We start from the raw sequence: 26,100 nt of genomic DNA, 5'->3' as shown, positions 1-26,100 counted from the left end.
AGCAGATGAGCACAGATGCAAGTACAGACACTGGCCACACAAACGCTGACCGGCCCGATGGAGCACCGACCGTAGACACTGCCTGGACCGTGCGGTGGATCCAGACCAGTGCTGCGGTGCTGGCCACCGAACGCGCCGCACTGAACACGCTGGACCGCGATATCGGCGACGGTGATCATGGTGAAAACATGGATCGCGGTTTTCAAGCAGTTCTGCCTAAACTCGCCGGTCTGGCCGCCGACGCCAGCCCGGGATCGGTTCTCAAGCTGCTGGCCACGACGCTCATTTCAACCGTCGGCGGTGCCGCCGGTCCGCTGTACGGCACGGCATTTCTCAAGGCGGCCGGCGCTATCACCGGGGCGGACACCCTCGACGGTGCGGCGCTCGTTGCCCTGCTGACGGCGGCCAGGGACGGCATTGTGTTGCGCGGCAAGGCTGCGGTGGGCGACAAGACCATGATTGATGCCTGGACGCCCGCCGTGGATGCGGCCGTGGCCGCGCATGCGGCGGGTGCCAGCGCGGCGGCAGTGCTGACGGCTGCAGCGGATGCTGCTGCGCAGGGGGCCCAGAAGACCGAACCGCTTGTGGCGCATAAGGGCCGGGCGAGCTATCTCGGCGAGCGTGCCATCGGACATCGCGATCCGGGCGCACAATCGACATCGTTCCTGTTGCAGGCCGCGGCCGACAGCGCGGGTGACAGCGTGGCCGACGTGACCGGGGCAACCGAGTGACCGTGCCGGAATCCGCTGACCGGGTCGGGCTGGTTTTCGTCTCGCACAGCGCGAAAATCGCTACTGGCCTGGTTGAACTGGCACAGCAGATGGCACCGACCGTGCGTCTTGTCGCTGCCGGAGGCACGGACGACGGCGGCATAGGAACGAGCTTTGACAAAATCACTGCGGCATTATTCGAGGCCAGTAGTGGTGCAGGTGTGGTGATTTTATGCGATCTTGGCTCGGCGATTTTGACCACGGAAACGGCACGCGATTTTCTCGACGAGGCCGAGCGGGATCGGGTGCGATTCGTGGATGCTCCCCTTGTAGAGGGTGGCGTAGCGGCCGCGGTCGCCGCGGAGATTGGGGGAGACCTCGACGCTGTCGAGGCTGCCGCCCGCACTGCGTTGCAGCACTCACCCATCCCGCCTGCAGTCTCGGTCGGCGTTGGAGCGGTCTCCCGCACCGTGATCTTGGTGAACAAAGACGGTCTGCATGCCCGCCCGGCGGCGGAATTCGTGACCCTCGCGAGTACCTTCGACGTGCCAATCACGGTGAACGGATCGGACGCGACCAGCCTACTCAGCATCATGTCGCTCGGTCTGGCGCGGGGGAGCAGCGTGCAACTGGCCTCCACTGACCCCGCGGCCGGGCCCGCTATTCACGCCCTCGCGGCACTGCTGGAGTCCGGATTCGGCGAGGATTAAACCGAGCCAACGCATTCGCTATCAGTTCCGTGCCTTTTTGTCCAATCAGGCGTATCGTAATGGCATGACTCAGGCCAGGAACACCCTTCGCGGTCCAGAACAGTGCAGAGCGACCGATTTTCGGACGTGCCCGATCTGCGGTCACGCGATGCGCGAACACAGCATCGATCACTCGTCTCGAGACACCGTCGTCAATTGTCCCGTCGCGCACCCCGGAGCCTGGGACCGAGACGCCTTCGAACCGGTCAATGAATACGGCATGGTCATGCACCAAACGCGCGTCTAATCCGCAGGTCTCAGTGTTGGCTGGCGGGCGAGCGCTACGAATGCTGAACCGTGACGTGCACCTCGCTCGCCACCACCCGGCCGCTGCGGCTGCGGCTGGCCCACTAAACGCGGTTCAAGTCTGGTGCAAGGCGCACCGCGAGAACCGCGAGTCCCGTTCGTAGGTCTAGCCTGTGAGTATGGCGTCCGAACGAAGTGTGCAAATACGAGCCGCCGTACGCACGATGCCACCGGGATATTTCGCCATGGTCATGGCCACCGGCATCCTCTCGATCGGCATGAACCTGATCGGGGTGACAGGCCTCAGCTACGCGCTCCTGGTGGTCTGCGCCGGAGCTTATCTGGCGCTCCTGGTTCTGACTGCATGGCGGTTCGTGGCGTTCCGATCAGACTTTCTCGATGACTTGCACGACCCGAACCGGGGATTCCAGTTCTTCACCTTCGTCGCCGGCACCAATGTACTGGCTGCGCGTTTAGCCGTGGAAGGGTGGTTTCTTGCGGCAACGGTGCTCCTGGGCGTGTCTGGGGTGGCCTGGGTTGTGCTCGGTTACGCGGTGCCCTGGCTCGCCGTGCTAGGCCGCACGGCACGCCCCGTACTGGGGTCGGCAAACGGAACCTGGTTTATCTGGGTCGTAGCGAGCCAGTCGGTCGCCGTCGTGGCAGCGGCGCTCGAACCGGTCGCGGGCGATGCGAGGGCGCTGCTCGCTGTGCTGGCCATATTGTCGTGGTCGGTCGGCATTTTTCTTTATGGAGCCGCTGGGGTGTTCGTCGCACTGCGCCTGATGCTCTACACACTGCGGCCGGAAGATCTCGATCCGCCGTATTGGGTATCGATGGGCGCCTGCGCGATCACAGTTCTGGCCGGTGCCCGCATCGTCGAAATGGCGGATGCTCCGATGGTCAGCGCGACTCGCGGACTGGTCGGGGGCATATCCGTGATGTTCTGGGCCTTCGCGACCTGGCTCATCCCCGTGCTCATAGCCGTGGGAATTTGGCGTCACTTCAAACGCCACGTACCACTGCGCTATCAAGCGACGTTGTGGAGCATCGCGTTCCCCGCCGGGATGTACGCCGTCGCTGGAATCTATCTAGGTCAGGCCGACACGCTGCCGCTCGTCGGCCAGATTGGTACCGTCACGCTGTGGGGCGCTCTGGTCGTGTGGCTCCTTGTCTTCACAGCGATGGCGCGCCAACCGATCCAGGCAGGTCGCGTCCGACGTGATGCCCGGCGGCGGGAGAACGCCGCTCGGTAAGCGCCGGCCCCTTGGCAGAAGTCCGCCGGGTCTGTTCCGGGGGCGTTTCTACCTGAGCTGGAATGCGCACAGTGCGGGAGCGTGCTAGCACAGGCGAGAAGCCATCTTGGGCCCCGTGGTTGACTTTCATGGGGCCAGAAGTGGCATCTCGGCGCGGATCGGTCGAGCCGTGGCAGTTTTTGCGTCAGCAAAGGTCATTTATTGACATAATGTGCATTATCGGTCATGCAGCTAAGGTGGTCTTCGGGCCTGTTTTTTTACGCCCAGAATACGGCCCCGACGCCTTGGTACGTGGCCAAACCAAGGCGGGACCCCCAGCGCGTGCCGCGAGCGGGAATGCCACCCTCCGCTCGTGGAGGAGGAAATTGTCGGCGTCAACCGGGGCAAGCTTCAGCAGGAATTCATCCTCTTACTTGACATAACGCAGCCAATGAGCTCGGTGGTGTCTGCGGCCTCCGCAGTCGATGCAGCGTTGTGGTCTGTCGGGAGGCAACGCGCCCACCACTATTTCACAGCGCTGCAGTCGGTGCCGAGAACGACCGGTTCGGCTCAGATCGCGATTTGCCCCCCAAAAAGATAAGAGTTCGGTCGGCACTCCCCCGCGTTGCAACGCCGTGTAATACCGTTCCCCTGGGACAGAGGGCAGCGCAGATCCTCTGCCGAGTGGAGCACGAGCGCGGGAGCCATCGGAATGGATCGTCGGGTACGAGACCGAACCCAGCAGCGATAGATCGGCGGCCTTCGTGGCTTATCTTCCGTCGAACCCGGTGGTATCGCCGACATAGCGGGTGTTGCCCAGGGGAACCGGTTCGACAGCCGCCTGAACGATTTCCGCCGCGAATTCGCTCACATTGAAGAGGCGTCCGGCCGCATCTTTTCGGGCGCTGAGCGCCCCTGGGTTGGCCCGTTCCAGCAGTGTGGCGGTAATGGTGCCCTCAATCATGTCGCCGGAGACGACGACGAATCCGATGCCAGCTTGCTCGAGCTGCGGGATAACGGCACGCAGGGCGTCTTCGCCAGCTCGTTTACTGCGGGCCACGGGCTCGTATTCCGGCATGGTCGTCGTTGTCGCAATAAAGTGCGCCTGATGGCTCGTGACAAAGACCACTCGTGATTCATGGCCCAGCAGCGGGATGGCCTCGTTTAGTAGGTTTACCTGTGCATCACGGTTGAGGGTCATGGCGTAATCCTCGGCCATGCCGCTTTCCATTCCACCGGAAGCGTTCATGACGAGAATGTCGAGGCCGCCAAATTCCGCGCCAATGGTCTCGAACATCGCGGTAACGGATGCGGGGTCGGTCAAGTCGGCGCCAACCGTGATGGCCGTGCCACCGGCGGCGCGAATGGCGTCGGCGAGCTTGGTGGCGCGCGCCTCTTTATTACGGAAGTTGATGACGACGCGCGCTCCGGCGCCCGCGAAGTAGCCGACCGTGTCGGCGCCGATGCCACGGGACGAGCCGGTGACGAGTACACGCTTACCCTCGAGTGATCCTGCTGCAAGTGGGTTAGTCACGCGTGCTCCTCAAAATTCATTCTGCCAAATACGGTGGTGAGTTCCGACGTGGCCCGTCGCGATCTCGCTTCCGACCTTATCAATAAGCCGCGATCGCGCCCCGGCGTGTTGTCGCTGGTACCTGCTAGTTTCGAGGTGAAACGGATTGTGGAAGGAATCACCCATGGTCGATCTGACCGACTATCTCTGGATTTTGTGGCTCGTTTTCATTCTCGTGGCCATCACGATCGAGCTGCTGACCTTGGAATTCACGTTTTTGATGATTTCGATCGGCAGCCTGGGTGGTTTGGCCGCCAACCTCCTTGGCCTGGATTGGTGGGTGCAGATCGTCGTCGCTGCTGGCCTGTCTGTACTGCTGCTGTTGACGATTCGGCCATTTCTACTGCGCGCCCTGCGCAAGGGCGGCGATCCGGCCCTGAGCAATATCGACGCCCTGATCGGTATGAGTGGCCGCGTCATCTCGAGCGTCACCGAGACCGGTGGCCTGGTCAAGCTGGCGAACGGTGAAACCTGGACAGCCCGCCTCGTACTTCCGGGCGGAAGCGCTCCGAGCGGGAGTACCGAGCCGCAGCGTGACGCTGAACCGGGTGAGACCATTTCCGTGCACCTTATCGAAGGCTCCACTGCCGTCGTTTTCCCCGCCGAAAGGAACCAGAACAATGCTTGAGCCAGCGGCCTTCATTGGCCAGATCTTCGTGATCGCCCTGCTCGCCGTTTTAGTGGTGTTCGTCATCGTTATCCTCCTGCGCGCCATTCGCATTATTCCGCAAGGAAACGCCGGGGTGGTCGAACGTCTCGGTAAATATCACAAGACACTGCTCCCCGGACTGAACTTGCTCGTTCCGTTTGTCGACCGGGTGCGTCCGCTACTCGATATTCGCGAGCAAGTCGTTTCCTTTCCCCCTCAGCCGGTCATCACCGAGGACAACCTTGTTGTTTCCATTGACACGGTGGTCTATTTTCAGGTGACGGATGCCCGCGCTGCCACCTATGAAATCAACAACTACCTCGGTGCGGTCGAGCAGCTCACGACAACCACCCTGCGTAACGTGGTCGGCGGGTTAAACCTCGAAGAGGCACTGACCAGCCGCGACAACATCAACAGCCAGCTGCGCATCGTGCTCGACGAAGCCACCGGAAAATGGGGCATTCGCGTCGGCCGGGTCGAGCTCAAGGCGATTGAGCCGCCCCACTCCATTCAGGACTCGATGGAAAAGCAGATGCGCGCCGAACGTGACCGTCGTGCGCTCATTCTGACCGCCGAGGGAACTAAGCAGTCCGCGATTCTGACCGCCGAGGGAGCACGTCAGGCCGCGATTCTCGAAGCTGAAGGTGACGCCAAGGCAGCCGTGCTGCGCGCGCAGGGCGAGGCCGAGGCCATCACGACCGTTTTCAAGGCCATTCACGACGGTGACCCCGATCCGAAGCTGCTCGCGTACCAGTACCTGCTGACCCTGCCCAAGCTCGCCGAGGGCAGCGCCAACAAACTGTGGATTGTTCCGAGCGAACTGACCGAGGCGATGAAGGGCATCGGCAGCGCGTTCAGTGCAACTTCGGGCGGTGCAACTTCGGGGGGCTCACCTGCTGGCGCCGCGACTTCCGCCGGTGCGAGCGCAGCGGCGGCACCGACAGCCGCGCCGCCAGCATCCGCTTCATCCGCTTCACCGCAGGTCTAGGCGGTGACCGACAGCACCCCGTCGGTATTTCTCGCCGGACCATACCCGCGCGTGTTCGCGCACCGCGGTCTGGCACAGGGCGCCCCGGAGAACACGCTCCTCGCCTTTGTCAAGGCCCTAGCGAGTGGGGCAACTCACCTCGAGACTGACGTGCACGTCTCCCTCGACGGTATCGCAGTGATCAGCCACGACCCGGACCTCTCTCGCCTGGGCCGAGACCTACGCATCGACCAGCTGACCATGGCCGAACTCAAGCGCATCAATCTGGGCGACGGGCAGTCGTTTACGTCGCTGAGTGACGCCCTCGAAGCCTTTCCAACGGCCCTGTTCAACATCGATGTCAAAACGGATGCCTCGGCCGAGCCAGCCGCGCGCGCGATCCTCGAGCAGCGCGCCACCGACCGGGTCTTGGTGACCTCGTTCAACGAGCAACGCCGTCGCCGCGTGGTGAACCTCTTACCGAACGTGGTGTCCTCGGCGTCATCGGTACTCGTGGCGCAGGCTGTGACGGCGACAAGTTTGGGGCTGACTCAGGCGGTTCGCCGCGCCCTGCGTGGCTGCGTTGCAGTGCAGGTACCCGAACGGCAGGGCCCCATTCGCATTGTCACTGGCCGGTTCATCGCGATGATGCATCGGGTGAATGTCGAGGTGCACGTGTGGACAGTGAACGATCCGATCGACATGGTTCGTTTACTCGAGCTCGGTGTGGACGGTCTCGTCACAGACCGCACCGATCTGGCTGTATCCGCCAGTACTCGTCGAGCCTGAGAATTCGCTGCCAAGACGGGATGTGGGGAAGGTTAACGCCCAGCTTGATGGTTTAAAAATGTAAGAGTGTCGTGATCGAACTATGATCGCGACCGAGAGGAGACCACACTATGGCTGACCGCAGTTTGCGTGGCATGAGACTAGGCGCACAAAGCCTACAGACCGAAGAAGGCGTTACCTTCTCCCCCCGAGTCGCTCACACCTACCGGTGTGAATCTTGTGGGCGCGAGACGGTAATGATTTTTTCGGCAGACGCCGAAGCTCCGGACGAGTGGGAATGCAAGTACTGTGCACGGACGGCGACCAGACTCGTCGACTCCATGCCGGTCGTCGTTGACCACTCCGACGAGAAGATTGCTCGGACCCACTGGGACATGTTGCTGGAACGTCGCACCAGAGACGAACTGGAAGAGTTGCTCGAAGAGCGCCTCACCGTGTTGCGTCTGCGGCGCGGTGGCCAGCAGAAGATCGGTGCCTGAGCAGATTAGAGCCTAACGACGATTTTCACCCAACGACGACCCCACACCTTCCGGTGACGGGGTCGTCGCTGGTTAACGGACCGCGTTAGCCGATCGCCGACGCCCTGCCCAAATGACGCACAGCGCCAGACCGGCCAGGCCGAGCCCGGACACCAGCCATTCCACGCCTCGCCCGACGGCCATGGCCGGGGTGATTGTGTCGCTGAGAGGCACGGTCTGCACCATGGCACCGGCCGTGAAGGTCGGCAGGCTGTCGAGTGTCTGCCCGTCTGGGGTGATGATCGCGCTCGATCCAACGGTCGAGATATTCACGACGGTGCGACCGGCTTCAATCGCTCGCAGACGCGCGATCGCGAGCTGTTGTACGCTCTCATCGGTATGTCCGAAGTCGGCATTGTTGGTTTGGGCGAGAATGATCTGCGCGTGGCCGTCGATCATTTCGTGTACGAGCTGATCATCGGCAATGTCAAAACAGATGGCGATGCCGGCCAGCACCCCGTTGATGTCAAAAATGTTGTCTCGCGAGCCGATACCGTAGTCACGCCCGATCAGGTCGATCAGCTCCGGTGCGAACGGCCGCCAGAATGCCCGATCCGGCATGTATTCCGCGAACGGAACCGGGTGGATCTTGTCGTAGACATCGACCGCGCCCCGCCCGGCTTCCCAGAGCAGGGAGCTGTTGAAGTACGTGTCCTCAGGTTTGGTGATCGTGCCGGTGACCAGCGGAACATCCATCTCGCTGCTGATGTAGTCGAGCACCCGAGCGGCGTCCGCCGACCGGGTCGGGTCAATGTCGCTCGAGTTCTCCGGCCAGACCACAAAGTCGACACTTTCGTCGATGATAGGGAGGGTCGCAGAGGTGTGGTCCTGCAGAATTTGTCCGGGTGAATATTCGGCAAACAGACCGGCATCCGCGTTGCCCTGCACGGCAGCCAGCCGGGTGGTCCCGGTCTGGATGGTCGGCCACGCCGGAATGGCTAGAACCAGGGCGACGGCACCGAGAGCAACACTCGCGCGGAGCGTTCGAGTCAGGTCGGGTTCGCGACACAACTGCACGGCGAGGGCGCTCAGCCACACCATGATGAAGCTGAGACCCGACAAGCCAACCCAGGCGACAAGCGAATTGAACGGGCTCTCCGACTGCGACAGCGCAACCCTCCCCCAGGCAAAGCCGCCGTAGGGCCAGACCGCACTGATCGCCTCCCTAGCCGTCCACAGACCGGCCACGATGACCGGCACTACGCCAAGCCGACCCCAAACGCTCGGCCAGACGCGGGGGCCGTGCCGCAGTACGACGGCGATGAGAGCGAGCCCGGCAGCAAAGAACAGACTCTGCAGCCCGCCGAGCGCGAACCAGGGCACGAGACCGAGGTACAGCGTGATCCAAAATATATGGGTCAGCCAAAACGATAATCCGGCGACCAGGCCCACCAGTAGCCCCGTACCGAAGCTGCGACCAAGCACGGCCACGAGCATGAGCGCAACGCCGACCGGTGCAAGAAACCACCAGTTTCGATCCGGAAAACCGGCGTCGAGAACCGCCCCGGCACCGGCTGCGACCAGAACGGATGCCCACAACGGCAGGCTGAACGCGCGCTCACTCCCCCACATGCTGGTTCAGGCCACCGACGAGTACGCGACGATGCCGCGACGAATCGCGTCCATCGCCTCGCGCGCGGTGGGCCCAACCCGTCCGTCGCCGGCAATGCTGAGTTGGTCGAGCAGGTCGATGGTCTGTTTGGTCCAGCGTACAAAATCGCCAGCGGCCATCTCGGCCTCGTAGAGTACGTCGGCCAGCGATGCGCCGCGCGCCCACTTCCACATGGCGAGGCACAGGCCAACGGCGAGAGGGTTGCTGCCGGGAAGTTTGTGCTCGCGTTCGAAGTCGTCGATGCGGCTCCACAATTCTTGCGTGTTGTCGAGCGCTGGCCGGAACGGTCCCTTCGGCAGGTAACGGGCGTCAATCAAGCCTTCTTCGCGGCGCGGTTCGAAGACGAGCGCGCAGGCCATCGCGGCCAGGCTCGCGGCGTCGAGGTCGTTCCACAGGCCGCGGCGCAGCGACTCGGCCACGAGTAGGTCGCGTTCGGCGTAGATGCGGCGCAGGATGCGTCCACTTTCGCTCAAGGTGATGGCCCCGCCCTGACCGGATTCGAGGTAGCCGTAGCCGAGTAGAACGTCACTGACGCGGTCGAAAACGCGGGCGATGGCTCCGGTACGCTGCGCGATCTGCTGGCTGAGCGCATCCGTTTGACGTCTGAGCTTGAACCAGCGTTCCGCCCAGCGCGAGTGTGCCTCCCGGTCTACGCAGTGGTGGCAGCCGTGCGCTCGCATCTGCTTGCGCAGGCTTGCCACCTCGCGTTGGCGTTTGTCGCGCTCTCCACGCAACGAATTGTCTGCTTTGGTACCCTCGCGTTCCACTTCGGTCAGGCGTCGACGAATGGCCGAGTACTCCTCGAAATTGCCCAGGTGGCAGGTCATGCTGGTCTTGAATCCGGCGAGGGACTCCTCCTGCTGACGCACGGAGCGGGCCAGGTCGACGACGGCGCGATCGGCCTGGAACTGGGCGAAGGAGGACTCGAGAACCCCGCGGGTGCGGCTGACACCGAACTGGTCGATCAGATTGACGGCCATGTTGTAGGTCGGCTTGAAACTCGAATTGAGCGGATAGGTGCGCCGGGAGGCGAGCGAGGCGACGGCCTGCGGGTCAAGGCCCTGTGCCCATTGGATGACCGAGTGCCCGAGGGTATCGATGCCGCGGCGACCAGCCCGACCGGTGAGCTGGGTGTACTCGCCAGGGGTGATCGGCACGCGGGCTTCTCCATTGAACTTCTCGAGCTTGTCGAGCACGACAGTGCGGGCCGGCATGTTGATACCGAGGGCGAGCGTTTCGGTCGCAAACACCGCCTTGACCAGCTTCTTCTGAAACAGTTCCTCCACGACCTCCTTGAAGGCGGGAAGCAGACCGGCGTGGTGGGCCGCCACCCCGCGCTCGAGCCCGTCTAACCATTCGAAATATCCGAGAACGCCGAGGTCTTCGTCGAGCAGGGTGCGGCACCGGTCGTCGACAATCTGACGAATCTCATCGCGCTCATGTTCCTGCGTCAGACGAACACCGGAGCGGAGTACCTGCCGCACGGCTTGGTCGCAGCCGACGCGGCTAAAGATGAAGAAGATTGCTGGCAGCAGATGTTTACCGTCGAGCATGCGCACAATGTCGCCGCGATCCAGGCGTCCAGTGTCGACCGCACGCTGCTTGTCATGCCCGCGATACCCGCCGGATGGGCCGTTTTGGCGGCCAGAACCCCGTGCGCGCCCACCGGTTGAACGCCCTCCGGCATGGGCTAAGCGCACCAGTTCTGGATTGACGCGATGGGCGCCGATCAACCCGGAGGAATCGAACAGATCGAGCATGTTGTTTCTAACCAGGACGTGCTGTTCGAGAGGAACTGGGCGTTCCTCCGAGACGACGACGTCCGTCTCTCCGCGCACCGCTTGCAGCCAGTCGCCGAACTCTTCGGCATTCGACACGGTCGCGCTCAGTGACACCATGCGTACCGACTGCGGGAGGTGGATGATGACTTCCTCCCAAACTGCGCCGCGAAAACGGTCGGCGAGATAGTGCACCTCGTCCATGACGACGAACGCGAGGTCGGTCAACAGATCGGAGTCGGCGTAGAGCATATTGCGCAGCACCTCTGTCGTCATGACCACGATGCGCGCTCCCGGATTGACGTTGCTGTCGCCGGTGAGCAATCCAACCTGCTCCTGGCCGTATTCCGCAACAAACTCCTGGAATTTCTGGTTGCTGAGCGCCTTCATCGGCGCGGTGTAGAACACCTTGGCGCGGGTACGTTGCATCGCCAGGTAGATCGCGAACTCGGCAACGATGGTCTTGCCTGCACCGGTCGGTGCGGCGACGAGCACGCTGTTTCCGGCCTCGAGGCAGGCGCAGGCCTCGCGTTGGAACGGGTCCAGGTCGAACGTGAGGGCGCTCTCAAACGCCTGTAGTTTGGGCTGGCCGGCCCGGGTGCGCGAGGCCGAATAGCGTTCGGCCGGCGATAGCGTGTGCGTCACGTGTTTCCTAACAATTGCTTCGTCCCGGTTTCGCCGAGACTAGAGCGGCAGTTCTTTCTCGAATGCGAGTGTCTTCTTGGCGACATGTCGGTCGTGCAGCCAAGCGATTCCGTAGGCGGTGAAGTACAACATGACCATGGGAATGGCCAGGATAAACATCGACACGACGTCGGCGGGTGGGGTGGCGATCGCGGTGAACAACACGATGACCAGAATGGCAATTCGCCATGACTTGATGATCGATTGGGCGCTGATGACCCCGGCGAAGTTGAGAAGCACGATGAAAACCGGAACCACGAAGGCGACACCGATAGCGACAACGAGCTTGAGAACGAAATCGAAGTAGCCCGCCGCGTTGATAAAAGCGGAGTCCTCGACCGGGGCAAAACTCGTCATAAGCTCTACCACGTGCGGCAGAACAATCCACCCCGCTGCACAGCCGGCCAGAAATAGCGGAATCGCCGTGAATAGAAAGCCAAAGGTGTATTTTTTCTCCGTACGGGTCAGCCCGGGGACCAAAAACGCGAAGACCTGGTAGAGCCAGACCGGACTGGACACGATCAAACCGACATACAACGAGATCTTGAGCTTCAGGTCAAAGGCGCTCGTAATGTCGGGGTAGTTGATCTGCGCGTTGCGATGCTGAGCATTGATGATGGCGTAGATGGGTTCACGAAGCTGATCCCAGACAAAGTCCGACAGAAACCATCCAGCAATGGCGCCGACCAACAGACCAGCGGCAGCGAAGTAGAGACGCTTGCGCAGTTCGATCAGATGCTGGCCCAGCGACATCTTGCCTTCAACGGGTGAACTCCGACGGGTGCGGACCGCCATGATGGCTAGGGCTTCGCTGCGGTATCGGTCGGGCCGGAGGTCTTCGACGAGTCAGTGCCGGCGGTGTTTCCTGACGACTGTGCCGGAGCATTGGGATCAGCATCGACGTTATCGCTCTTGATTTCACTCTTGAAGATCTTCATCGACTGACCGAGGCTACGCGCGAGTCCGGGTAGCTTGGGAGCACCAAAAAGGAGCAGTACAACAACGAGGATGATCAGGAAATGCCATCCGGTCAGGTTTTGCAGCATGAGGGTATGTCCTCTTGTCTCAGCGGGTTACATAGCGGGCGTTTCGCAATAGCTTACCTCGCACGATCCGCGCATCGCGACGTAGCTGGCGGTGGTGTTCACGGTCGGCTCGATGACGCTGCGCGTTATGGTGCAGCTCCTCCGGATCGGCAAACACGGCCAAGTGTTGTGGAACGGGCGCGGAGACGTCTGCAGCGAGTTCCAATGCAGCAACCTGGTCGGTCACGTCGCCGAGGGCGCGTAGAACTCGCCGGGCTTTGCGATACAGGCCGACCGCGGACCAGACGAGCATGCCGAGGAAGGCCAGCACCAGCGCGCCCCAGATCAAGAACCACGACCACCACGGCATCCGCTACCCCTCACCGGACAGCGACGAGGGGTCGTCGTCGTATTGTGCGACCCCGGCAGCAGCCCAATCTGCGACGATCCGGCGGGACTGCGCGGGTTCCAAGACGGTGACGATACCGGCCAGACCGGTGACGAGCCGTTTGAGCGCATGCGGGTGCGCGACGCGCAGCGTGGTGCGGGTGCGGGTGCCGACGGGCTCCGACCGCTCTGGTCGATAATCGGCCAGCAGGGGTAGTGCCGTGGTGGCCAGTTCCAGACGAACGTCGAGGTCTTCGGCTGACGCCTGGAACAGAGTGGTCGTCAGGAGGGACTCGGCGCCGTGGTGGCTTCGCGGGGTACTAATCATGCTTGGGGAACTCATCCGGTCAAGGCGGAAGGTGCGCACGGCGTTACGCAGGTGGCACCAGCCCCTCATGTACCAGTCGTTGTCAACAGATTCGATGCGCATCGGGTCGACGCGGCGATGCTCCAGCTCGCCACGACCATTGAGATAATCGAACTCCACCTGCCTGTCGTTGGCCAGGCCGGCCTGCATGATGCCGATGGTGGAACCGGCATCGCGCTGCGCTACGGCAAGTTGCGTTGGCGGAGCAGACGCTCCCCTGGTCAACTTGGCCATGAGGGACGAGATCGCGTTCGTGTCGGCGTTGTGCGGAAGTGCGGAGAGGTATTGCAACCCGGCAATCAGGGCGGCCGCTTCCCGAGCGGAGAACCGCGGCGAGTCGTCGATGGCAACCTGGTGGGTGAGCACGATCCGGTCGTTGGTCTCGAATTCATCCCAGAGGATGTCGAACAGGTCGCCGTGCAGGTACTGCCGAGTCTCCCCGGGAATTCCAGACAGGGCGATGAGGCTGACCATGGCGCGGACGCGGTCCGGGGGCAGATCAAAATGCTCGGCCACTTCGGTGACGGTGACACGTCCCTGATCAATCAGATACGGTACCAGCGAGAGCAGCAGGGTGAGCTGATCGCTGGCCACGTGTGACGTTGCGATTGCTTTAGCCGGTTGCGAGCTGAGGCTGGTTCGGCGCCGCGGCACGACTCGAGGGTTCGATCGCACCGGGAGATCGCGAGCATGTTGGTCGCGCACGATAATTAACCGGCTTTTCACGGCGGTGCGGAGCGTCAATGGATGGGCCACAAACACCTCGGGCCCGAAGCTGGCGAGCTCGTCTGCGAACACGTTCAGGTCGGTGAAGTGCAGTTCGAGTGCTGTCGGATCTTCCGCGTCAGCGGAAAGATTTCTCTCGGCAGAGTCATTTTGCGCGGCCTGACGGGTGCCCAGCCGTACAGCGGCGTCGCTGCCGGGCTTTACCAGTACGTGCGCGATGTTGCTCGTGAAGAGGGTCTTGAGCTCAGCGAGGGCGAGAGCACTGTCGGTCGACGCTATGGATGCGCCCTCGTCCGTTCCACCGTCAGTGTGTAGTGCGAATGCCCCGCTAGCTACAACAGCGCCCGATGAGACGGTGACAGTACCGACAATGCGCGAAAGCAGGAATGTGCGCGAAGCGTGAGCGATCTCATCCGTTGCGAAGAGATGCCAGCGGCCCTCATGCTGCACGAGCGCTCGGGGGGCGACCTGGCGCCGTCGCGGCTTGGTGTCGCCCGGTTTGAGGTAGAGAAAAGCGACTGCTTGCCGGCGGTCCAGCGCCTTGCTGAGCGGTTCGAAGCTTGCGTCCTTGGTGCGCAAAAGCGGTGCGTAGCCGAGCACCGGCTCACTTGACGGGGCGCCGAGAGAGTTCAATTTAATGAGGGCGCGTCGTGACTCGCCAGACAGTGACCCCTCGCGCCAGACCGTTCCTGCTAATTTGAGCAGCGCGAGCTCGTCGGGCGTGAAGGTCACATCAGCTGGCAGGTCGTAGAGCCCCTTCGGAATGCGGTATCGAAGCGAGTGATTGCTACCCGGCTCCTCCGGCGGCTCGATCGTCTCGAGCGGAATACCCAACTCGCGGATATCGTCTTTGTCACGTTCGAATTGACGCTCGAGACTGTCATTGCCACCGTTGGTCACATAGCGCTGGCGATAGCCTTGCACGTTTGCGAGAATATCGGCCTTGGTCAGCCCGGACTCGGTAGCGATGAGTGCCAGAACAAGACTGAACAGGCGCTCTGGTGCCGTGATCGGGCGTGGCTTAGCCGGTGCCGGGTTTACGATCTTGTCCGGCGGCGTTTTTGGCTGTAGGTCAGGCTGAGCAGGCATCGATGTCACGCTGTGATTCTACCGTTTCGCCCCGAACGGAGCCGTCGCGTCGTCCGCCCGGTGCACACACATCGGGCGGAGCGGCCGGACGTCAGTTGACGCCGAGGATATCGAAAACGAAGACCAGGGTGGAATTGGCTGGAATCGTCGCGGTTGCGGTATCACCATAGGCTTGCTCTGGCGGAATGACGACGACGATCTGAGAGCCGACGGTCTGACCAATGAGCGCTGTGGCCATTCCCTCGATTAGCCCGGCCTGGGTTTGGGATCCGACGGCGGCGACGAATTCGACCGGGGAACCATTAGTCCAGCTGGATTCGAAGACGGTTTTCTCTTTCCAGAGAACACCGGTGTAGTTCACTGTGACGGTCGCGCCTTCGGCTACCTTGACCCCGTCGCCCTTCTTGAGTACCCCGATCTCGAGCGAGGTGGGAGCGTCACCGGAGGGGACGACGATGCCAGGAGTGCCGTTTTCGTCGAGTACGACGGCCGGCAGGCCATTTGCTACGGGCTGGTCTACGCCATCCGCGCGCAGCAGGAAAGCCTTCACGACGTCGATGACGAGTACGAGGGAGTCCGTCGGTTGGATGGCGAGCTGCTCATTGCCTGCGGCACCGAACGCATCCGCCGGCGGGACAACGATCGCCACACGTTCGCCGACCTGTGAGCAGGTCAGCCCCGTTGCGATTCCCGTCAGGGTTGACTCGTTCAGCACGACCTTGAGTACGTTAGTGCCGTCGTACGCGCCGGCCTGGATGAGGTCGCCGGTGGTTGCGTTATAGACGTTGAGCTCAATGGCCAGCTTCTGGTCGGCCATCATCTTCGTGCCGCTTCCGGCGATAATCTGACTAACCTGCGTTGTCGTCGACTTCAGCGGGGTCGGAAAGGTGACGTCGGGAGCTTCACCTATTTTGCCGGAAACCGAGACCAGTTCTGATGCTGCACCAGAGGCGATCGGCGCAGTGCACGAAGCCTCGGCTGTGCCGGGGCTGGCGCAGGCGGTGAGTGCCGCCATCACGAGTCCGGCGGTGACGATCAGCGCGGATGCTTTGCGCACAAGTCCTTCTTTCGATACGGGGTTGCTGCAGCGTGAACGTGCTGCGCGGTTTGTGGGGGTGTGTTGTGTGGTACGGGCACAACGGGCCGGGGCCTATCCTAACCGGCGTCAAGGTCGCGAGCCTTGGAGAGCTGCGCGCTCGTGCCGGCTATGCGCACGCGCTTCCGCATCACCTTGGCGCTGACGTTGCGTTCGCCGAGTGCTCCAGGGGTCCAAGCCTCAACGTCGGCATCACTGAAGTCAGTCTTTGAGGGACGTCGTTTCAGCTCGGGCAGGATTGTGTCTGGCGCCAGTCGGCGGGCCGTGATGAGAAAGCCGGTGTGCCCGATCATTCGGTGGTCGGGACGCACCGCCAGACCCTCGACGTGCCAGCCGCGGATCATGGTCTCGTTGGAGTCCGGATTGGTGTAAAAACCGGTACCGCGAATGGCTTCGGCGACCCGGGAGAGCTGCGTCACAGTTGCGACGTAGCAGAGCAAGACTCCGCCGGGCTTGAGCGCATCAGAGACCGCGCCGAGGCACTCCCAGGGTGCCAGCATGTCGAGTACCACCCGGTCGACGCTTCCGGCCGGCATCGTCTCCGGCAGGGTATCAGCGAGGTCGCCCAGGGTGATGGTCCAATTGCTGGGATCGTCGCCGAGGAACGTCGCAATGTTGTCGCGCGCAACGTCGGCAAATTCTTCGCGGCGTTCAAAGGATGCCAGTCGGCCGGCCGGGCCGATAGCGCGCAGCAGCCACAGCGACAATGCACCGGATCCAACGCCGGCTTCAACGACGGTGGCACCGGGAAAGATGTCGGCCTGCGCGAGAATTTGGGCGGCATCCTTCGGGTAGATGATGGCCGCGCCTCGCGGCATGCTCATCACGAAGTCCACCAGCAGCGGACGCAAGGCCAGGTGTTCAACGCCGACGTTATTGGTCACGACCGAACCGTCGGGCTGGCCGATGATGTCATCGTGGGCCAGGATGCCACGGTGGGTGTGAAAGGTGAGCCCGGCCTGCAAAGTGATGGTGTTCATTCGCCCCTTCGGCCCGGTGAGTTGAACTCGGTCACCGACACGAAAGGGGCCGCTGTTCTGAACGATCTGGCTACTGCTCATGCGCGTGGTGCACTTTCGGTATCGCCACGCCCGTGAGGCGCGAGCTCGGGATCGGGATCGGGGTGGATCGAATCAGGGCTGGTCGAGTCGACGGTGGCCGACTGCTGATACAGGGTGATGAGATCATCGATGGTTCTGCCGACCAGCGTCGGCCAGCGGGTGTACGAATCGCTGTCGGGCAGGTCGATCTGGTGCGGTACTGCGATGGCGATGGTACCGGCCGCGACTGCGGATGCGACGCCGGGAGCAGAATCTTCAATGGCGATGCACCGGCGCGGGTCGACGCCGAGTCGGGCGGCGGCCAACAGGTACGGCTCGGGATGTGGCTTGCTGTTGGCGACCATGTCGCCGGCGACAACGATGTCGAAAGCTGGAAAATCGATGAGGTCGATGATTTGGCGGGCCATGCGTTCGACCGACATCGTCACAAGCGCAGTTGGCACCCCGGCAACTTTCAGCGACTGTAGGAGTTCGCGCGATCCTGGCCGCCAGGGAACGCCGTGCTCGGCGAGCTGTTCCTGCACTCGGTCGGTAAGTCGAGCCACGATCTCGTCCGTCGACAGGTCAACACCGCGAGATTGCAGGATTGCCGCTGAAGTCCACAGTCCGGAACCGACCATCAGCATGCCGTCGTCGTGAGTCCACACGCCACCCCAGGAGGCGACCAGCTCGGTTTGGGCCTGCATCCAATACGGTTCGGTGTCGACAATGGTGCCATCCATGTCCCACAATACGGCGGCGGGAAGGGTGGCGGGAGCGGGGAGCGGGAGCGCAGGAACATTCACGGGGTTCAAGTCTAGGGGCACCGCCTATCCTTGACTAAGGCCGTCCGCGTGGGACGCCACAAGATTTGAGGACAAACACGGTGACAGACGGTAATGGATTTCTGGGCGGGAGGCTTCTCGTCGTCGCATTTGAAGGCTGGAACGATGCCGGTGAGGCCGCGACGGGAGCTGTTCGCGCCCTGAAAGACCTGCTCGACGTTGAGACCATCACCGAGATCGATCCTGAGCTGTATTTCGACTACCAATTCAATCGGCCGACCGTGTCGACCAATGAAGACGGCGTGCGCACCATCAGCTGGCCGAGCGCCATCATGTACGGGCCGACCGCGCCGATCAACTCCAGTGTTCCCCTGGCCGAGGATGCCCAGCTTCGGGTCAGTGGCACGAACGTCGGCAATATTTACCTACTCCTCGGCACCGAGCCGTCGCGCAGCTGGAAGAGTTTCGCCGCGGAAATTCTCGACGCGGCCCTCGCGGCCGATGTGAGCGGCGTGGTTTTTTTGGGGGCTATGCTCGCCGATGTTCCACACACCCGACCGATTTCCATCTTCGTCTCCAGTGACAACGCCCAGGTGCGCGGCGAACTGCTGATTGAGCGCAGCAACTACGAGGGTCCGGTCGGGATTCTCAGTGTGCTCTCAGATGCCGCGGAGAAGGCGGGAATTCCCAGCCTGTCGATTTGGGCATCCGTTCCGCACTACGTGCACAATGCGCCGTCGCCCAAGGCGATGCTCGCCCTGATCGACAAGCTGGAAGAGGTCATCGATGTGGTGATTCCTCGCGGCGCGCTCGTCACCGAGGCAGCTGACTGGGAAACCGGAATCGATGTGTTGGCCGGTGAAGACGAAGAAATGGCCGCGTACATCGCCCAGCTCGAGCAGGCCCGCGACACCGTCGACTCGCCGGAGGCGAGCGGTGAGGCGATCGCCCAGGAGTTCGAGAAATACCTACGTAAGCGCGGCACCGATGGGCGTGAGGGCCGCGATGGCCGCTCGGATGGGCCGACCGGTCGTCCGGACGGACCACGACACTAGCTGACGCCGGCGGCCCTCACGCAGTGGGTCAGGGCGGAACGGCGCTCGAAACGTACCGTTCTCGACGCCCCGAGCGTGTTCTGGTTCTAGAGGGCAACGCCCAGCAGCGCGCTGATCGCCCGGTTGAGCAATTCGGGTTCGTCGATCACGCTGACCGTCTCGACAGCGGCGTCAAGAATGCTGATTGCCTCCGGTGTATCGAGGTCGTGGCGCAGTGCTGTGCGCAGGTCCTGCACGAGCGAAGCGGCAGATACTGTGGTGTGCCCTGCCAGTACTGTGCGGGTGGCTAGTGCGGTCGTGCCGAAAGCCGTCGACCACCGGGCCAGGCGTTCCACCGCCTCCTCCAGCAACGCAGTGGTCCACTCCCAGTCGGTGCGGTAGTGGCGCGCGAGCAGCGCCAGCCGGATCGCCCGTGGGTCGACGCTTTGAGCGAGCAACCCAGAGACCAGCACGAGGTTCCCGAGCGACTTGCTCATCTTCTCGCCCTGGTAGGCGACCATGCCGGTGTGGCTGTACACGCCGGCGAGCGGATGCGCCGACAACGCTTCCGCATGGCCAGCGCTCATGTCGTGGTGCGGGAAGATGAGGTCTGACCCGCCGCCCTGAACAGTGAAGTCGGTTCCGAGCTCCATCAGCGCGATCACCGAGCACTCGATGTGCCAGCCGGGGCGTCCAGCGCCGACGGGCGATTCCCAGGCAGGTTCGCCGGCACGGGCAGCACGCCAGAGCAGCGGATCGAGCACATCACGCTTACCGAGGCGGTCGGGGTCTCCCCCACGCTCAGCGAACAACTGAAGCATCGTGGCGCGGTCGAGGTTGCTTTCATCGCCAAGCGTCCAGTCTGTGCTGGCTTCCGCTGCGGCGATGTCAAAGTACACGTCGGCAGCAACCTGGCCGTTCGCACCCGCGACGGCGTCATCGGTGGGCACCGTGTAGGCGAGCCCGGCGCCCTGCAGTTTCGCGACTGCGCGGGCCACCTCGTCGATGACCTCGGTGACGGCGATGAAATCACTCGGTGGCAGTATGTTCAGCGCCACCATATCGTTGCGGAACAGCTCAATCTGTGACTCGGCCAGGTCTCGCCAATCGACGCCGGTGGCGGTCGCCCGCTCGAGCAGTGGGTCATCAACATCCGTTATATTTTGCGCGTAGTGCACGCTCAAGCCGGCGTCCAGCCAGACCCGCTGCAGGGTGTCGAAGGCAAGGTAGGTGTTTGCATGCCCCAGGTGGGTAGCGTCGTACGGGGTGATCCCACAGACATACAGTCGGGCGGCATCGTTTGGTTGGGCCAGCACCAGACTGTTGGTTTTGGTGTCATGCAGCCACGGGGCACCCGATTCCCCAGGGACAGAGACAATTTCGGGTCGTTCCCATGCACGCATGGAACCAGCCTAGCTTTGCTGGCTAGGCGGAAATGACGTTCGTGCCGAGCAGCACGAACAGCACGATCCCCAGGACGATGCGATAGATCACGAACGGCAGAAAACTGTGCTTGGAAATGTAGTTCATGAAGAAGGCGATCACTGCGAGGGCCACGACGAAGGCGACGATCGTTGCCACGAGCGTTTCGAGCGGTCCGAAGACTTCGGCGGTGCAGTTGGTTGCGCCGGCCAGGCAGGGATCGGCGATGGACTTGTAGACCTGAAAAAAGCCGCTGCCGAGCACGGCGGGAATCGCCAGCAGAAAGGCGTAGCGGGCCGCTGCCGCCCGCTCGTAGCCGAGGAACAGCCCGGCGGTAATGGTTCCACCAGACCGCGACACGCCGGGGATCAGCGCGAGCGCTTGTGCGAATCCATAGATCGTGCCGTGGCCGACGGTGATGTCCTGCACCTGACGCCGTTTCGCACCGACGTGGTCGGCAATGCCGAGCACGACACCAAAGACGATGAGCATCGTGGCGGTGATCCAGAGTGAGCGCAACACCGTTTCGATCTGGTCTTGGAACAACAGCCCGAGAATAATGATCGGCAGCGAGCCCAGAATGATCAACCACCCCAGACGGGCATCCGGATCTTTACGGGAGACTCGGCCCGTGAGAGATTTCGCCCACTGGCCGATGATGCGCACGATGTCGCGCCAAAAGAAGATGATGACGGCTGCTTCGGTGCCGATCTGCGTGATGGCAGTGAATCGGGCCCCTGGGTCCTCTCCGGTGCCAAGAAACTGGCCGACGATCGTGATGTGGGCGCTCGACGATACCGGAAGAAACTCGGTCAGTCCCTGAACCAGGCCCAGGATGATCGCATTCAGAAATTCCACACGCTTCGCTCTCTCATTTTTCACTCATTGATCAGCGACAGCCCGAACCCTTCCGGATCGAAGCTGGTGCTAGTAGCTGGTGAGCAAGTCGGTCAAAACCTGCCTGCCAAACACTAATGCGTCCAGCGGCACCCGCTCGTCCACTCCGTGGAACATGGCAGGAAAATCCAAGTCGGCGGGCAAACGCAATGGCGCAAAACCGTATCCCTTGATACCGAGGGTGCTGAGCGCCTTGTTATCGGTGCCCGCTGACAGCAGGTAGGGCAGTACCGGCGCACCGGGGTCGTGCCGACCCAGCGTCTCAACGACGGCCTCAATGAGCGGCCCACTGAACTCCGTCTCCAAGCCGATATCACGATGCATGGTGACGATTTCGATGTCGTCGCCGACGATCTGTTGAATTTGGGCGAGGACGAGGTCTTCCTCCCCCGGCAGCGAGCGAATGTCGATGAGGGCCTCGGCCCTGTCCGGGATGACGTTGTGTTTGTAGCCGGCGGTGAGGCCGGTCGGGTTGGTCGTTGTGCGCAGGCTGGCCTGGATGAAGCCCGACGCAGTTCCGGTTGCCAGTGCCAGCTCGTCTGGGCCCACTTGTTGCGGATCAACGTCGAGAATGCGCGCGATCTCGCCGAGCAGCTGTTCGGTCGTGTCGGTGAGGCGAATCGGCCATTCGTGTCGACCCAGTTTGGCAACGGCCTCGGCTAGCCGGGTGGTGGCGTTGTTCGGGTGTATGCGGGAACCGTGTCCAGCCTCGCCGCGGGCCACGAGCTTGATCCAGATCAGGGCTTTCTCACCGGTTTGCAGCAGGTACGCCCGTTTGCCGCCGAGTGTGATCGAATAGCCGCCGACCTCGCTGATCGCTTCGGTCGCACCCTCAAAAAGGTGCGGGTGCTCCTCGACCAGAAAATGCGATCCAAGCACACCGCCGGCCTCCTCATCGGCGAAGAAGGCGATCACAAGGTCGCGCTCAGGAGCTCCGCCGGTACCGATCACATCTTGCAGGGAGGCCAGGATCATGGCGTCCATGTTTTTCATGTCAACCGCGCCGCGGCCCCAGAGCAGACCGTCCTTGATAACGCCGGCGAAGGGATCGACGCTCCAGTTGGCCGGGTCGGCCGGGACAACGTCCAGGTGGCCGTGCACGACGAGCGCGGAACGGGAACGGTCCCGGCCAGCTACCCGTGCCACGACGCTGGTGCGGCCGGGCTCGGAATCGAATAGTTCGGGCGTCAGTCCGAGGGCGCGCAGCTTCTCGGCAACGTACTCGGCGGCATCCGTTTCGCCGTTGGAACGGCCCTCGCCATAATTGGTGGTGTCAAAACGGATGAGATCACGCGCGATTTCGGCGGTGAGGTCGAGTTGGTCCGCGGTCTCACCGGGTGCAGAACCCCGTGAATCAGCGGAACTATTGGCCGGAAGCGCGTTCGAAGTGGATGGCATAATCAAACGCTACCCGCCCGGCTGGTGGCAGTGACACAACGGGCGTTCTAATCCGTGCTAAGTTATTACCTCGGCAGCCGGTTCATCCGGAGGCCGTTTCACCCAGTCCGGGTGGCGGAATTGGTAGACGCGCTGGCTTGAGGTGCCAGTGCCCGTTAAGGGCGTGTGGGTTCAATTCCCATCTCGGACACGGAGATTTCTTTCGAGAGATCAACGAGGACTGGTTGAGACAGTTCACAAGGCCGGATCCTTTGGATCCGGCCTTGTCTCGTTAACGTGCGTTCAAATCAGGACAGAATGTCTTTGGTGACGAACCGGCTGTAGGCCAATGCCCCAAACACGGCGAGGTATCCCGCCTGCAGGATGGCATTGTGCGCGAACGAGCCCAGGTCGAGCGGTTGCCGGAGCAGGTCGGCGAAGCCGAGCCAGTAGTGGCTGAATAGCCAGGGGTGCAGCCAGTCGAGCTGCGGGATGACGTCGAGAATCTGCGCGATAACCGAGACCACGATCGTCGCCGCCATGGCTCCGACGGGCACATCGGTGAGTGTGGAGATGAACAGTCCGATCATGGCCAGTCCGAGGAGCGACACCGTGACATAGGCGGCCACCAGCAGGGACCGCAACAGCGATTCGGTCACGCTGATGGTGTCACCGGAGAGCAGCGTCACCGGCCCGACCGGGAACAGGGCTGCGCCAACGAGAGCGCCAGACACCGTCAGCGTCAGCGTCGCCACCAGGCAGAATAGGGCGGCGCCGGCGTACTTGACCAGCAGCAGCCGTACGCGACCGGCTGGCGCTACCAGGAGGTAGCGCAGGGTGCCGAGGCCGGCCTCCCCCGCGATGGTATCTCCGGCGACGACACCGATGGTCAGCGGCAGAAACAGGGGAATGGCGACCACCATGGCGGTGAAGCCGACGAACAGGCCGTTTTGGGTGACCCGGTCCAGGAACGGCGGTCCCTCCCCCGGGTCAAGTGTCGACGATGACAGGCGCACGGCCACGGCGAGCAGGATCGGGATGAGCGCCACCGCGACGAGCATGGCCCAGGTTCGGCGGCGACGAAACAGCACGGAGATCTCCGAGCCGAGTAGATCCCAGCTTCCGCCGTGGCGTACGTGTGGCCCACCCTCCGTTTCCGGCGGCCGGGTTTCACTGGGCGACATCAAAGCCCTCCCCGGTCAGTGCGACGAAACGTTCTTCCAGGCTGGGTTCTTCGATGGCGAAACCACGGATGCGCACTCCGCCGGCCACGAGAGCCGTCACGATGGCCTCCGGCTGCCAGTTTGTGTCCCCAAGCGGTGCGACGACGACCGCGTCGGCAGCATCGTTTGTCGCACGTGCCGGCTCGAGCCCGAGGCGGGTGAGCACCCGGAGCGCGCCGGCGGCATCCGGTGTGCGCAGGTGGACCCGTGTTTCGCCGACCTGGCGCAGCGCTGCCAGGGTGCCCTGGGCGACGAGGCTGCCCACACTCATCACGGCGGCGTGGGTGCACATCTGCTCGACCTCGGCGAGCAGATGGCTGGAGACGAACACGGTCGTGCCCTCGGCGGCCAGCGAGCGCACGAGGCTGCGCACTTCGCGGGTGCCCTGTGGGTCGAGCCCATTAGTGGGTTCATCGAGCACTAGTAGCTCACGTGGCAGGAGGAGGGCGTTGGCGATGCCGAGCCGCTGCTTCATGCCCAGCGAGTAGGCGTGCACTTTTTTTTCGGCAGCGTGGGAGAGGCCGACCCGCTCAAGGGCGCCCTGCACCCTCGCCCGGCGGGTGCGGCGTGGAGCAAATGGATCGGCGGTGTCGAGGCGTCGCAAGTTGGCGGCGCCGGAGAGAAACGGGTAGAAGGCCGGACCCTCGACGAGGGCGCCGACGCGCGGCAGTACCTCACTCAGTCGGGTGGGCATGGACTGACCGAGCACGCTGATGCTGCCGCTTGATGCCTGGGTGAGTCCGAGCAGCATACGGATACTCGTGGTCTTACCCGATCCGTTTGGTCCGAGAAAGCCGAAGACCGCGCCGCGCGGCACCCGGAGGTGGATGCCGTTCACTGCCGTTTGCGAGCCGAACTTCTTGGTGAGCGCCCGGGTCTCGATCGCAAGGCCCTGAGCCTGGTGTGCGCCGGTGCCAGCGCCGGTCATAGTGTCGCGCGCAGGACGGCGTTCCCTGACACCGTTGTCACTGTGCGGCTGCCTGAAGCGCAGCGAGCGGAACCGCGCCGGCAAACACCCGCCCGTCGTTGCTCTGGAACACCGTTACGAGCGACGTGGTCAGCGCACGGCCACCGTCAACGGCCGTGGTGAGCTGGTCGAGCAGGGGGTTGTCGCCCAGCTCGGCCGGCACGGCCGCTGCCGGTACCTCGACGATGGTGGACCAGCCGGTTCCCGTCACAACCGGCACCTCGCCCACCGCCGGGCTGTGATCACCCGAATGGTCGCCGGTAGAGCCCTCGGGCTTGGCCGGCAGGGTCTGCTCCGTCACGGAGGCATTGGCCGGGGGTACAAAGTTGAACAGGTCGGTGTTCGGTGCCGCGAAGTCGATGGCGGTGAAGCCGACCTGGAATGCCGGCGCGCTCTGGCCCTGGGCCAGCACGGTCACCTGGAGCGGCAGCCCGGTCTCCGAGTCAACGGCGATGGAAACGGATGCGACGAGCGTGTCGCTCGTGAGCATCTCGTTTGTTCGTGGGGTGAGTAAGAGCTGGTAGACGCTGCGCCCGGCGATGCGGGCGTCGGTGCCGACCGAGACCGTCGTGCTCGGGTCGAGCTCGCTCAGGAAACGCTCGGCGAGCTGCGCCGGAGTCGCGAGGTCAGTCGGCAACTGCGAGTGCAGTTCGGCGGACTTCGCCTGGGCGGTCGCTTCGAGGTCAGCGGGAAGACTCAGATGGGTCGCCGCGTTGGTGCTGGAATCGTACAGCCAGATGTCGCTGCCGTTGTGCACAACATTACGTTCGGCCATGCGGTCCTTGACCTGCACCCGGGACTGACCTTCGCCGCCGACATACACGCGAAATTCGTGCGATCCGCTCAGCAATTCGAGGACCGTGGTCAATCCCAGGGGACTGGTGCTGTCGTTGCCTTCGGGCAGGGCTTCCGTCAGGTTGAGCGACGGAAGGCCCAGGTCGGATGATTGGTCAACGGTTCCCGAGAAGGCCGACACCGTGCTGTCGTTCACCAGAAGGAGAACCTGCTCGGGTGTCTTGTCGGGCAGATCGACGGCGGCACCGGCCTGCAACGGCACAGCGATGACGGCGGTAACCACGACCGCCGGAACGACGAAAGCCGGGAGCCAGCGGAGAGCATTGCGAGACACGAGTTTCATACCGCGATCGTACGCCTCGG

24 protein-coding genes and 1 tRNA gene are annotated in these 26,100 nt (G+C 63.0%); 9 read left to right on the top strand and 16 right to left on the bottom strand.

Annotation, left to right across the window (positions count from 1 at the left end):
- The first annotated feature begins 5 nt into the window (after positions 1-5).
- The 3 genes from dhaL (at position 6) to CXY75_RS10155 (ending at position 2,958) form a co-directional block, all read left to right on the top strand.
- Positions 6-731, top strand: coding sequence for a dihydroxyacetone kinase subunit DhaL (gene dhaL, locus CXY75_RS10165; protein ID WP_104082700.1), 726 nt, complete (start codon positions 6-8; stop codon positions 729-731).
- The gene (dhaM, locus tag CXY75_RS10160) at positions 728-1,420 is read left to right on the top strand and encodes a dihydroxyacetone kinase phosphoryl donor subunit DhaM (RefSeq protein ID WP_104082699.1); all 693 of its coding nucleotides are present in this window, start codon (positions 728-730) and stop codon (positions 1,418-1,420) included. The genes dhaL and dhaM overlap by 4 nt, the downstream gene beginning before the upstream one ends.
- A 464-nt stretch (positions 1,421-1,884) precedes the next feature.
- Entirely contained in the window at positions 1,885-2,958 is a 1,074-nt protein-coding gene (locus tag CXY75_RS10155) for a tellurite resistance/C4-dicarboxylate transporter family protein (protein ID WP_104082698.1), read from the top strand.
- A 748-nt stretch (positions 2,959-3,706) separates the two neighbouring features.
- Here CXY75_RS10155 and CXY75_RS10150 read toward each other — a convergent pair.
- The gene (locus tag CXY75_RS10150) at positions 3,707-4,471 is read right to left on the bottom strand and encodes an SDR family oxidoreductase (protein ID WP_104082697.1); all 765 of its coding nucleotides are present in this window, start codon (positions 4,469-4,471) and stop codon (positions 3,707-3,709) included.
- A gap of 163 nt (positions 4,472-4,634) precedes the next feature.
- On the opposite strand from CXY75_RS10150, the gene CXY75_RS10145 reads away from it, so the two are divergent.
- From CXY75_RS10145 to CXY75_RS10130, 4 genes are all read left to right on the top strand, one after another.
- Positions 4,635-5,138: an NfeD family protein gene (locus tag CXY75_RS10145; protein WP_104082696.1), complete on the top strand. Its 504-nt coding sequence runs from the start codon at positions 4,635-4,637 to the stop codon at positions 5,136-5,138.
- Entirely contained in the window at positions 5,131-6,147 is a 1,017-nt protein-coding gene (locus CXY75_RS10140) for an SPFH domain-containing protein (RefSeq protein WP_104082695.1), read from the top strand. Before CXY75_RS10145 ends, CXY75_RS10140 begins: the two co-directional genes overlap by 8 nt.
- 3 nt (positions 6,148-6,150) lie before the next feature.
- Positions 6,151-6,915: a glycerophosphodiester phosphodiesterase family protein gene (locus CXY75_RS10135; protein WP_104082694.1), complete on the top strand. Its 765-nt coding sequence runs from the start codon at positions 6,151-6,153 to the stop codon at positions 6,913-6,915.
- 110 nt (positions 6,916-7,025) lie between these two features.
- Positions 7,026-7,394, top strand: a complete 369-nt coding sequence (locus tag CXY75_RS10130; RefSeq protein ID WP_104082693.1) for an RNA polymerase-binding protein RbpA — start codon at positions 7,026-7,028, stop codon at positions 7,392-7,394.
- 72 nt (positions 7,395-7,466) lie between these two features.
- Here the strand turns inward: CXY75_RS10130 and lnt are convergent, their stop codons facing one another.
- The 9 genes from lnt to CXY75_RS10080 all read right to left on the bottom strand — a co-directional run bounded on the left by lnt (position 7,467) and on the right by CXY75_RS10080 (position 18,043).
- Positions 7,467-9,005, bottom strand: coding sequence for an apolipoprotein N-acyltransferase (lnt, locus tag CXY75_RS10125; RefSeq protein ID WP_104082692.1), 1,539 nt, complete (start codon positions 9,003-9,005; stop codon positions 7,467-7,469).
- A gap of 6 nt (positions 9,006-9,011) precedes the next feature.
- A complete protein-coding gene (locus CXY75_RS10120) occupies positions 9,012-11,468 on the bottom strand; it encodes an RNA helicase (RefSeq protein ID WP_104082691.1) in 2,457 nt (818 codons plus the stop codon).
- 39 nt (positions 11,469-11,507) lie between these two features.
- Positions 11,508-12,260 (bottom strand): twin-arginine translocase subunit TatC, encoded by a 753-nt coding sequence (gene tatC / locus CXY75_RS10115; RefSeq protein WP_104082690.1) that lies wholly within the window; start codon positions 12,258-12,260, stop codon positions 11,508-11,510.
- A 47-nt stretch (positions 12,261-12,307) separates the two neighbouring features.
- Positions 12,308-12,553 (bottom strand): Sec-independent protein translocase subunit TatA, encoded by a 246-nt coding sequence (gene tatA, locus CXY75_RS10110; RefSeq protein WP_104082689.1) that lies wholly within the window; start codon positions 12,551-12,553, stop codon positions 12,308-12,310.
- 19 nt (positions 12,554-12,572) lie between these two features.
- A complete protein-coding gene (locus CXY75_RS10105; protein ID WP_104082688.1) occupies positions 12,573-12,902 on the bottom strand; it encodes a hypothetical protein in 330 nt (109 codons plus the stop codon).
- 3 nt (positions 12,903-12,905) lie between these two features.
- Positions 12,906-15,101: a helix-turn-helix transcriptional regulator gene (locus tag CXY75_RS21020; protein ID WP_369826710.1), complete on the bottom strand. Its 2,196-nt coding sequence runs from the start codon at positions 15,099-15,101 to the stop codon at positions 12,906-12,908.
- Positions 15,102-15,192: 91 nt separating this feature from the next.
- Positions 15,193-16,158: an FKBP-type peptidyl-prolyl cis-trans isomerase gene (locus CXY75_RS10090; protein WP_104082687.1), complete on the bottom strand. Its 966-nt coding sequence runs from the start codon at positions 16,156-16,158 to the stop codon at positions 15,193-15,195.
- 98 nt (positions 16,159-16,256) lie between these two features.
- Positions 16,257-17,258 (bottom strand): tRNA (adenine-N1)-methyltransferase, encoded by a 1,002-nt coding sequence (locus CXY75_RS10085; protein ID WP_104082686.1) that lies wholly within the window; start codon positions 17,256-17,258, stop codon positions 16,257-16,259.
- On the bottom strand, positions 17,255-18,043 hold the full coding sequence (locus tag CXY75_RS10080) for an HAD family phosphatase (RefSeq protein WP_255411781.1): 789 nt from the start codon (positions 18,041-18,043) through the stop codon (positions 17,255-17,257). The genes CXY75_RS10085 and CXY75_RS10080 overlap by 4 nt, the downstream gene beginning before the upstream one ends.
- 80 nt (positions 18,044-18,123) lie before the next feature.
- Here CXY75_RS10080 and CXY75_RS10075 point away from each other — a divergent pair, with 80 nt between their 5' ends.
- Complete coding sequence (locus CXY75_RS10075) at positions 18,124-19,077, top strand: PAC2 family protein (protein WP_104082684.1); 954 nt, start codon at positions 18,124-18,126, stop codon at positions 19,075-19,077.
- Between the two features lie 86 nt (positions 19,078-19,163).
- Here the strand turns inward: CXY75_RS10075 and mshC are convergent, their stop codons facing one another.
- The 3 genes from mshC to CXY75_RS10060 form a co-directional block, all read right to left on the bottom strand.
- On the bottom strand, positions 19,164-20,459 hold the full coding sequence (gene mshC, locus CXY75_RS10070) for a cysteine--1-D-myo-inosityl 2-amino-2-deoxy-alpha-D-glucopyranoside ligase (RefSeq protein ID WP_104082683.1): 1,296 nt from the start codon (positions 20,457-20,459) through the stop codon (positions 19,164-19,166).
- Between the two features lie 22 nt (positions 20,460-20,481).
- Positions 20,482-21,336, bottom strand: coding sequence for an undecaprenyl-diphosphate phosphatase (locus tag CXY75_RS10065; RefSeq protein ID WP_104082682.1), 855 nt, complete (start codon positions 21,334-21,336; stop codon positions 20,482-20,484).
- Between the two features lie 69 nt (positions 21,337-21,405).
- On the bottom strand, positions 21,406-22,773 hold the full coding sequence (locus CXY75_RS10060) for a M20/M25/M40 family metallo-hydrolase (protein WP_104082681.1): 1,368 nt from the start codon (positions 22,771-22,773) through the stop codon (positions 21,406-21,408).
- 105 nt (positions 22,774-22,878) lie between these two features.
- On the opposite strand from CXY75_RS10060, the gene CXY75_RS10055 reads away from it, so the two are divergent.
- Positions 22,879-22,963 (top strand) — tRNA-Leu (locus CXY75_RS10055).
- A 97-nt stretch (positions 22,964-23,060) separates the two neighbouring features.
- Here CXY75_RS10055 and CXY75_RS10050 read toward each other — a convergent pair.
- The 3 genes from CXY75_RS10050 to CXY75_RS10040 are packed head-to-tail and all read right to left on the bottom strand — an operon-like array spanning position 23,061 to position 26,080.
- Complete coding sequence (locus CXY75_RS10050) at positions 23,061-23,936, bottom strand: ABC transporter permease (protein WP_104082680.1); 876 nt, start codon at positions 23,934-23,936, stop codon at positions 23,061-23,063.
- Positions 23,923-24,903: an ATP-binding cassette domain-containing protein gene (locus tag CXY75_RS10045; RefSeq protein WP_104082679.1), complete on the bottom strand. Its 981-nt coding sequence runs from the start codon at positions 24,901-24,903 to the stop codon at positions 23,923-23,925. Before CXY75_RS10045 ends, CXY75_RS10050 begins: the two co-directional genes overlap by 14 nt.
- A 37-nt stretch (positions 24,904-24,940) precedes the next feature.
- The gene (locus tag CXY75_RS10040) at positions 24,941-26,080 is read right to left on the bottom strand and encodes a DUF2092 domain-containing protein (RefSeq protein WP_104082678.1); all 1,140 of its coding nucleotides are present in this window, start codon (positions 26,078-26,080) and stop codon (positions 24,941-24,943) included.
- Positions 26,081-26,100 lie beyond the last annotated feature (20 nt).

It is taken from the genome of Cryobacterium sp. Y11 (assembly GCF_002929535.1).
In the GTDB taxonomy this organism is placed as follows: domain Bacteria; phylum Actinomycetota; class Actinomycetes; order Actinomycetales; family Microbacteriaceae; genus Cryobacterium.
Note: the sequence above shows the minus strand (reverse complement) of the source record. Positions and strands in the feature narration are given on the sequence as shown.

Excerpts from the sequence above, each read along its gene's own strand:
- dhaL (WP_104082700.1), top strand. The coding sequence starts at position 6 with ATGAGCACAGATGCAAGTACAGACACTGGCCACACAAACGCTGACCGG.
- CXY75_RS10155 (WP_104082698.1), top strand. The coding sequence starts at position 1,885 with ATGGCGTCCGAACGAAGTGTGCAAATACGAGCCGCCGTACGCACGATG.
- CXY75_RS10145 (WP_104082696.1), top strand. The coding sequence starts at position 4,635 with ATGGTCGATCTGACCGACTATCTCTGGATTTTGTGGCTCGTTTTCATT.
- CXY75_RS10140 (WP_104082695.1), top strand. The coding sequence starts at position 5,131 with ATGCTTGAGCCAGCGGCCTTCATTGGCCAGATCTTCGTGATCGCCCTG.
- CXY75_RS10130 (WP_104082693.1), top strand. The coding sequence starts at position 7,026 with ATGGCTGACCGCAGTTTGCGTGGCATGAGACTAGGCGCACAAAGCCTA.
- lnt (WP_104082692.1), bottom strand. The coding sequence starts at position 9,005 with ATGTGGGGGAGTGAGCGCGCGTTCAGCCTGCCGTTGTGGGCATCCGTT.
- tatC (WP_104082690.1), bottom strand. The coding sequence starts at position 12,260 with ATGTCGCTGGGCCAGCATCTGATCGAACTGCGCAAGCGTCTCTACTTC.
- tatA (WP_104082689.1), bottom strand. The coding sequence starts at position 12,553 with ATGCTGCAAAACCTGACCGGATGGCATTTCCTGATCATCCTCGTTGTT.
- CXY75_RS10105 (WP_104082688.1), bottom strand. The coding sequence starts at position 12,902 with ATGCCGTGGTGGTCGTGGTTCTTGATCTGGGGCGCGCTGGTGCTGGCC.
- CXY75_RS21020 (WP_369826710.1), bottom strand. The coding sequence starts at position 15,101 with ATGCCTGCTCAGCCTGACCTACAGCCAAAAACGCCGCCGGACAAGATC.
- CXY75_RS10085 (WP_104082686.1), bottom strand. The coding sequence starts at position 17,258 with ATGAGCAGTAGCCAGATCGTTCAGAACAGCGGCCCCTTTCGTGTCGGT.
- mshC (WP_104082683.1), bottom strand. The coding sequence starts at position 20,459 with ATGCGTGCATGGGAACGACCCGAAATTGTCTCTGTCCCTGGGGAATCG.
- CXY75_RS10060 (WP_104082681.1), bottom strand. The coding sequence starts at position 22,773 with ATGCCATCCACTTCGAACGCGCTTCCGGCCAATAGTTCCGCTGATTCA.
- CXY75_RS10050 (WP_104082680.1), bottom strand. The coding sequence starts at position 23,936 with ATGTCGCCCAGTGAAACCCGGCCGCCGGAAACGGAGGGTGGGCCACAC.
- CXY75_RS10045 (WP_104082679.1), bottom strand. The coding sequence starts at position 24,903 with ATGACCGGCGCTGGCACCGGCGCACACCAGGCTCAGGGCCTTGCGATC.
- CXY75_RS10040 (WP_104082678.1), bottom strand. The coding sequence starts at position 26,080 with ATGAAACTCGTGTCTCGCAATGCTCTCCGCTGGCTCCCGGCTTTCGTC.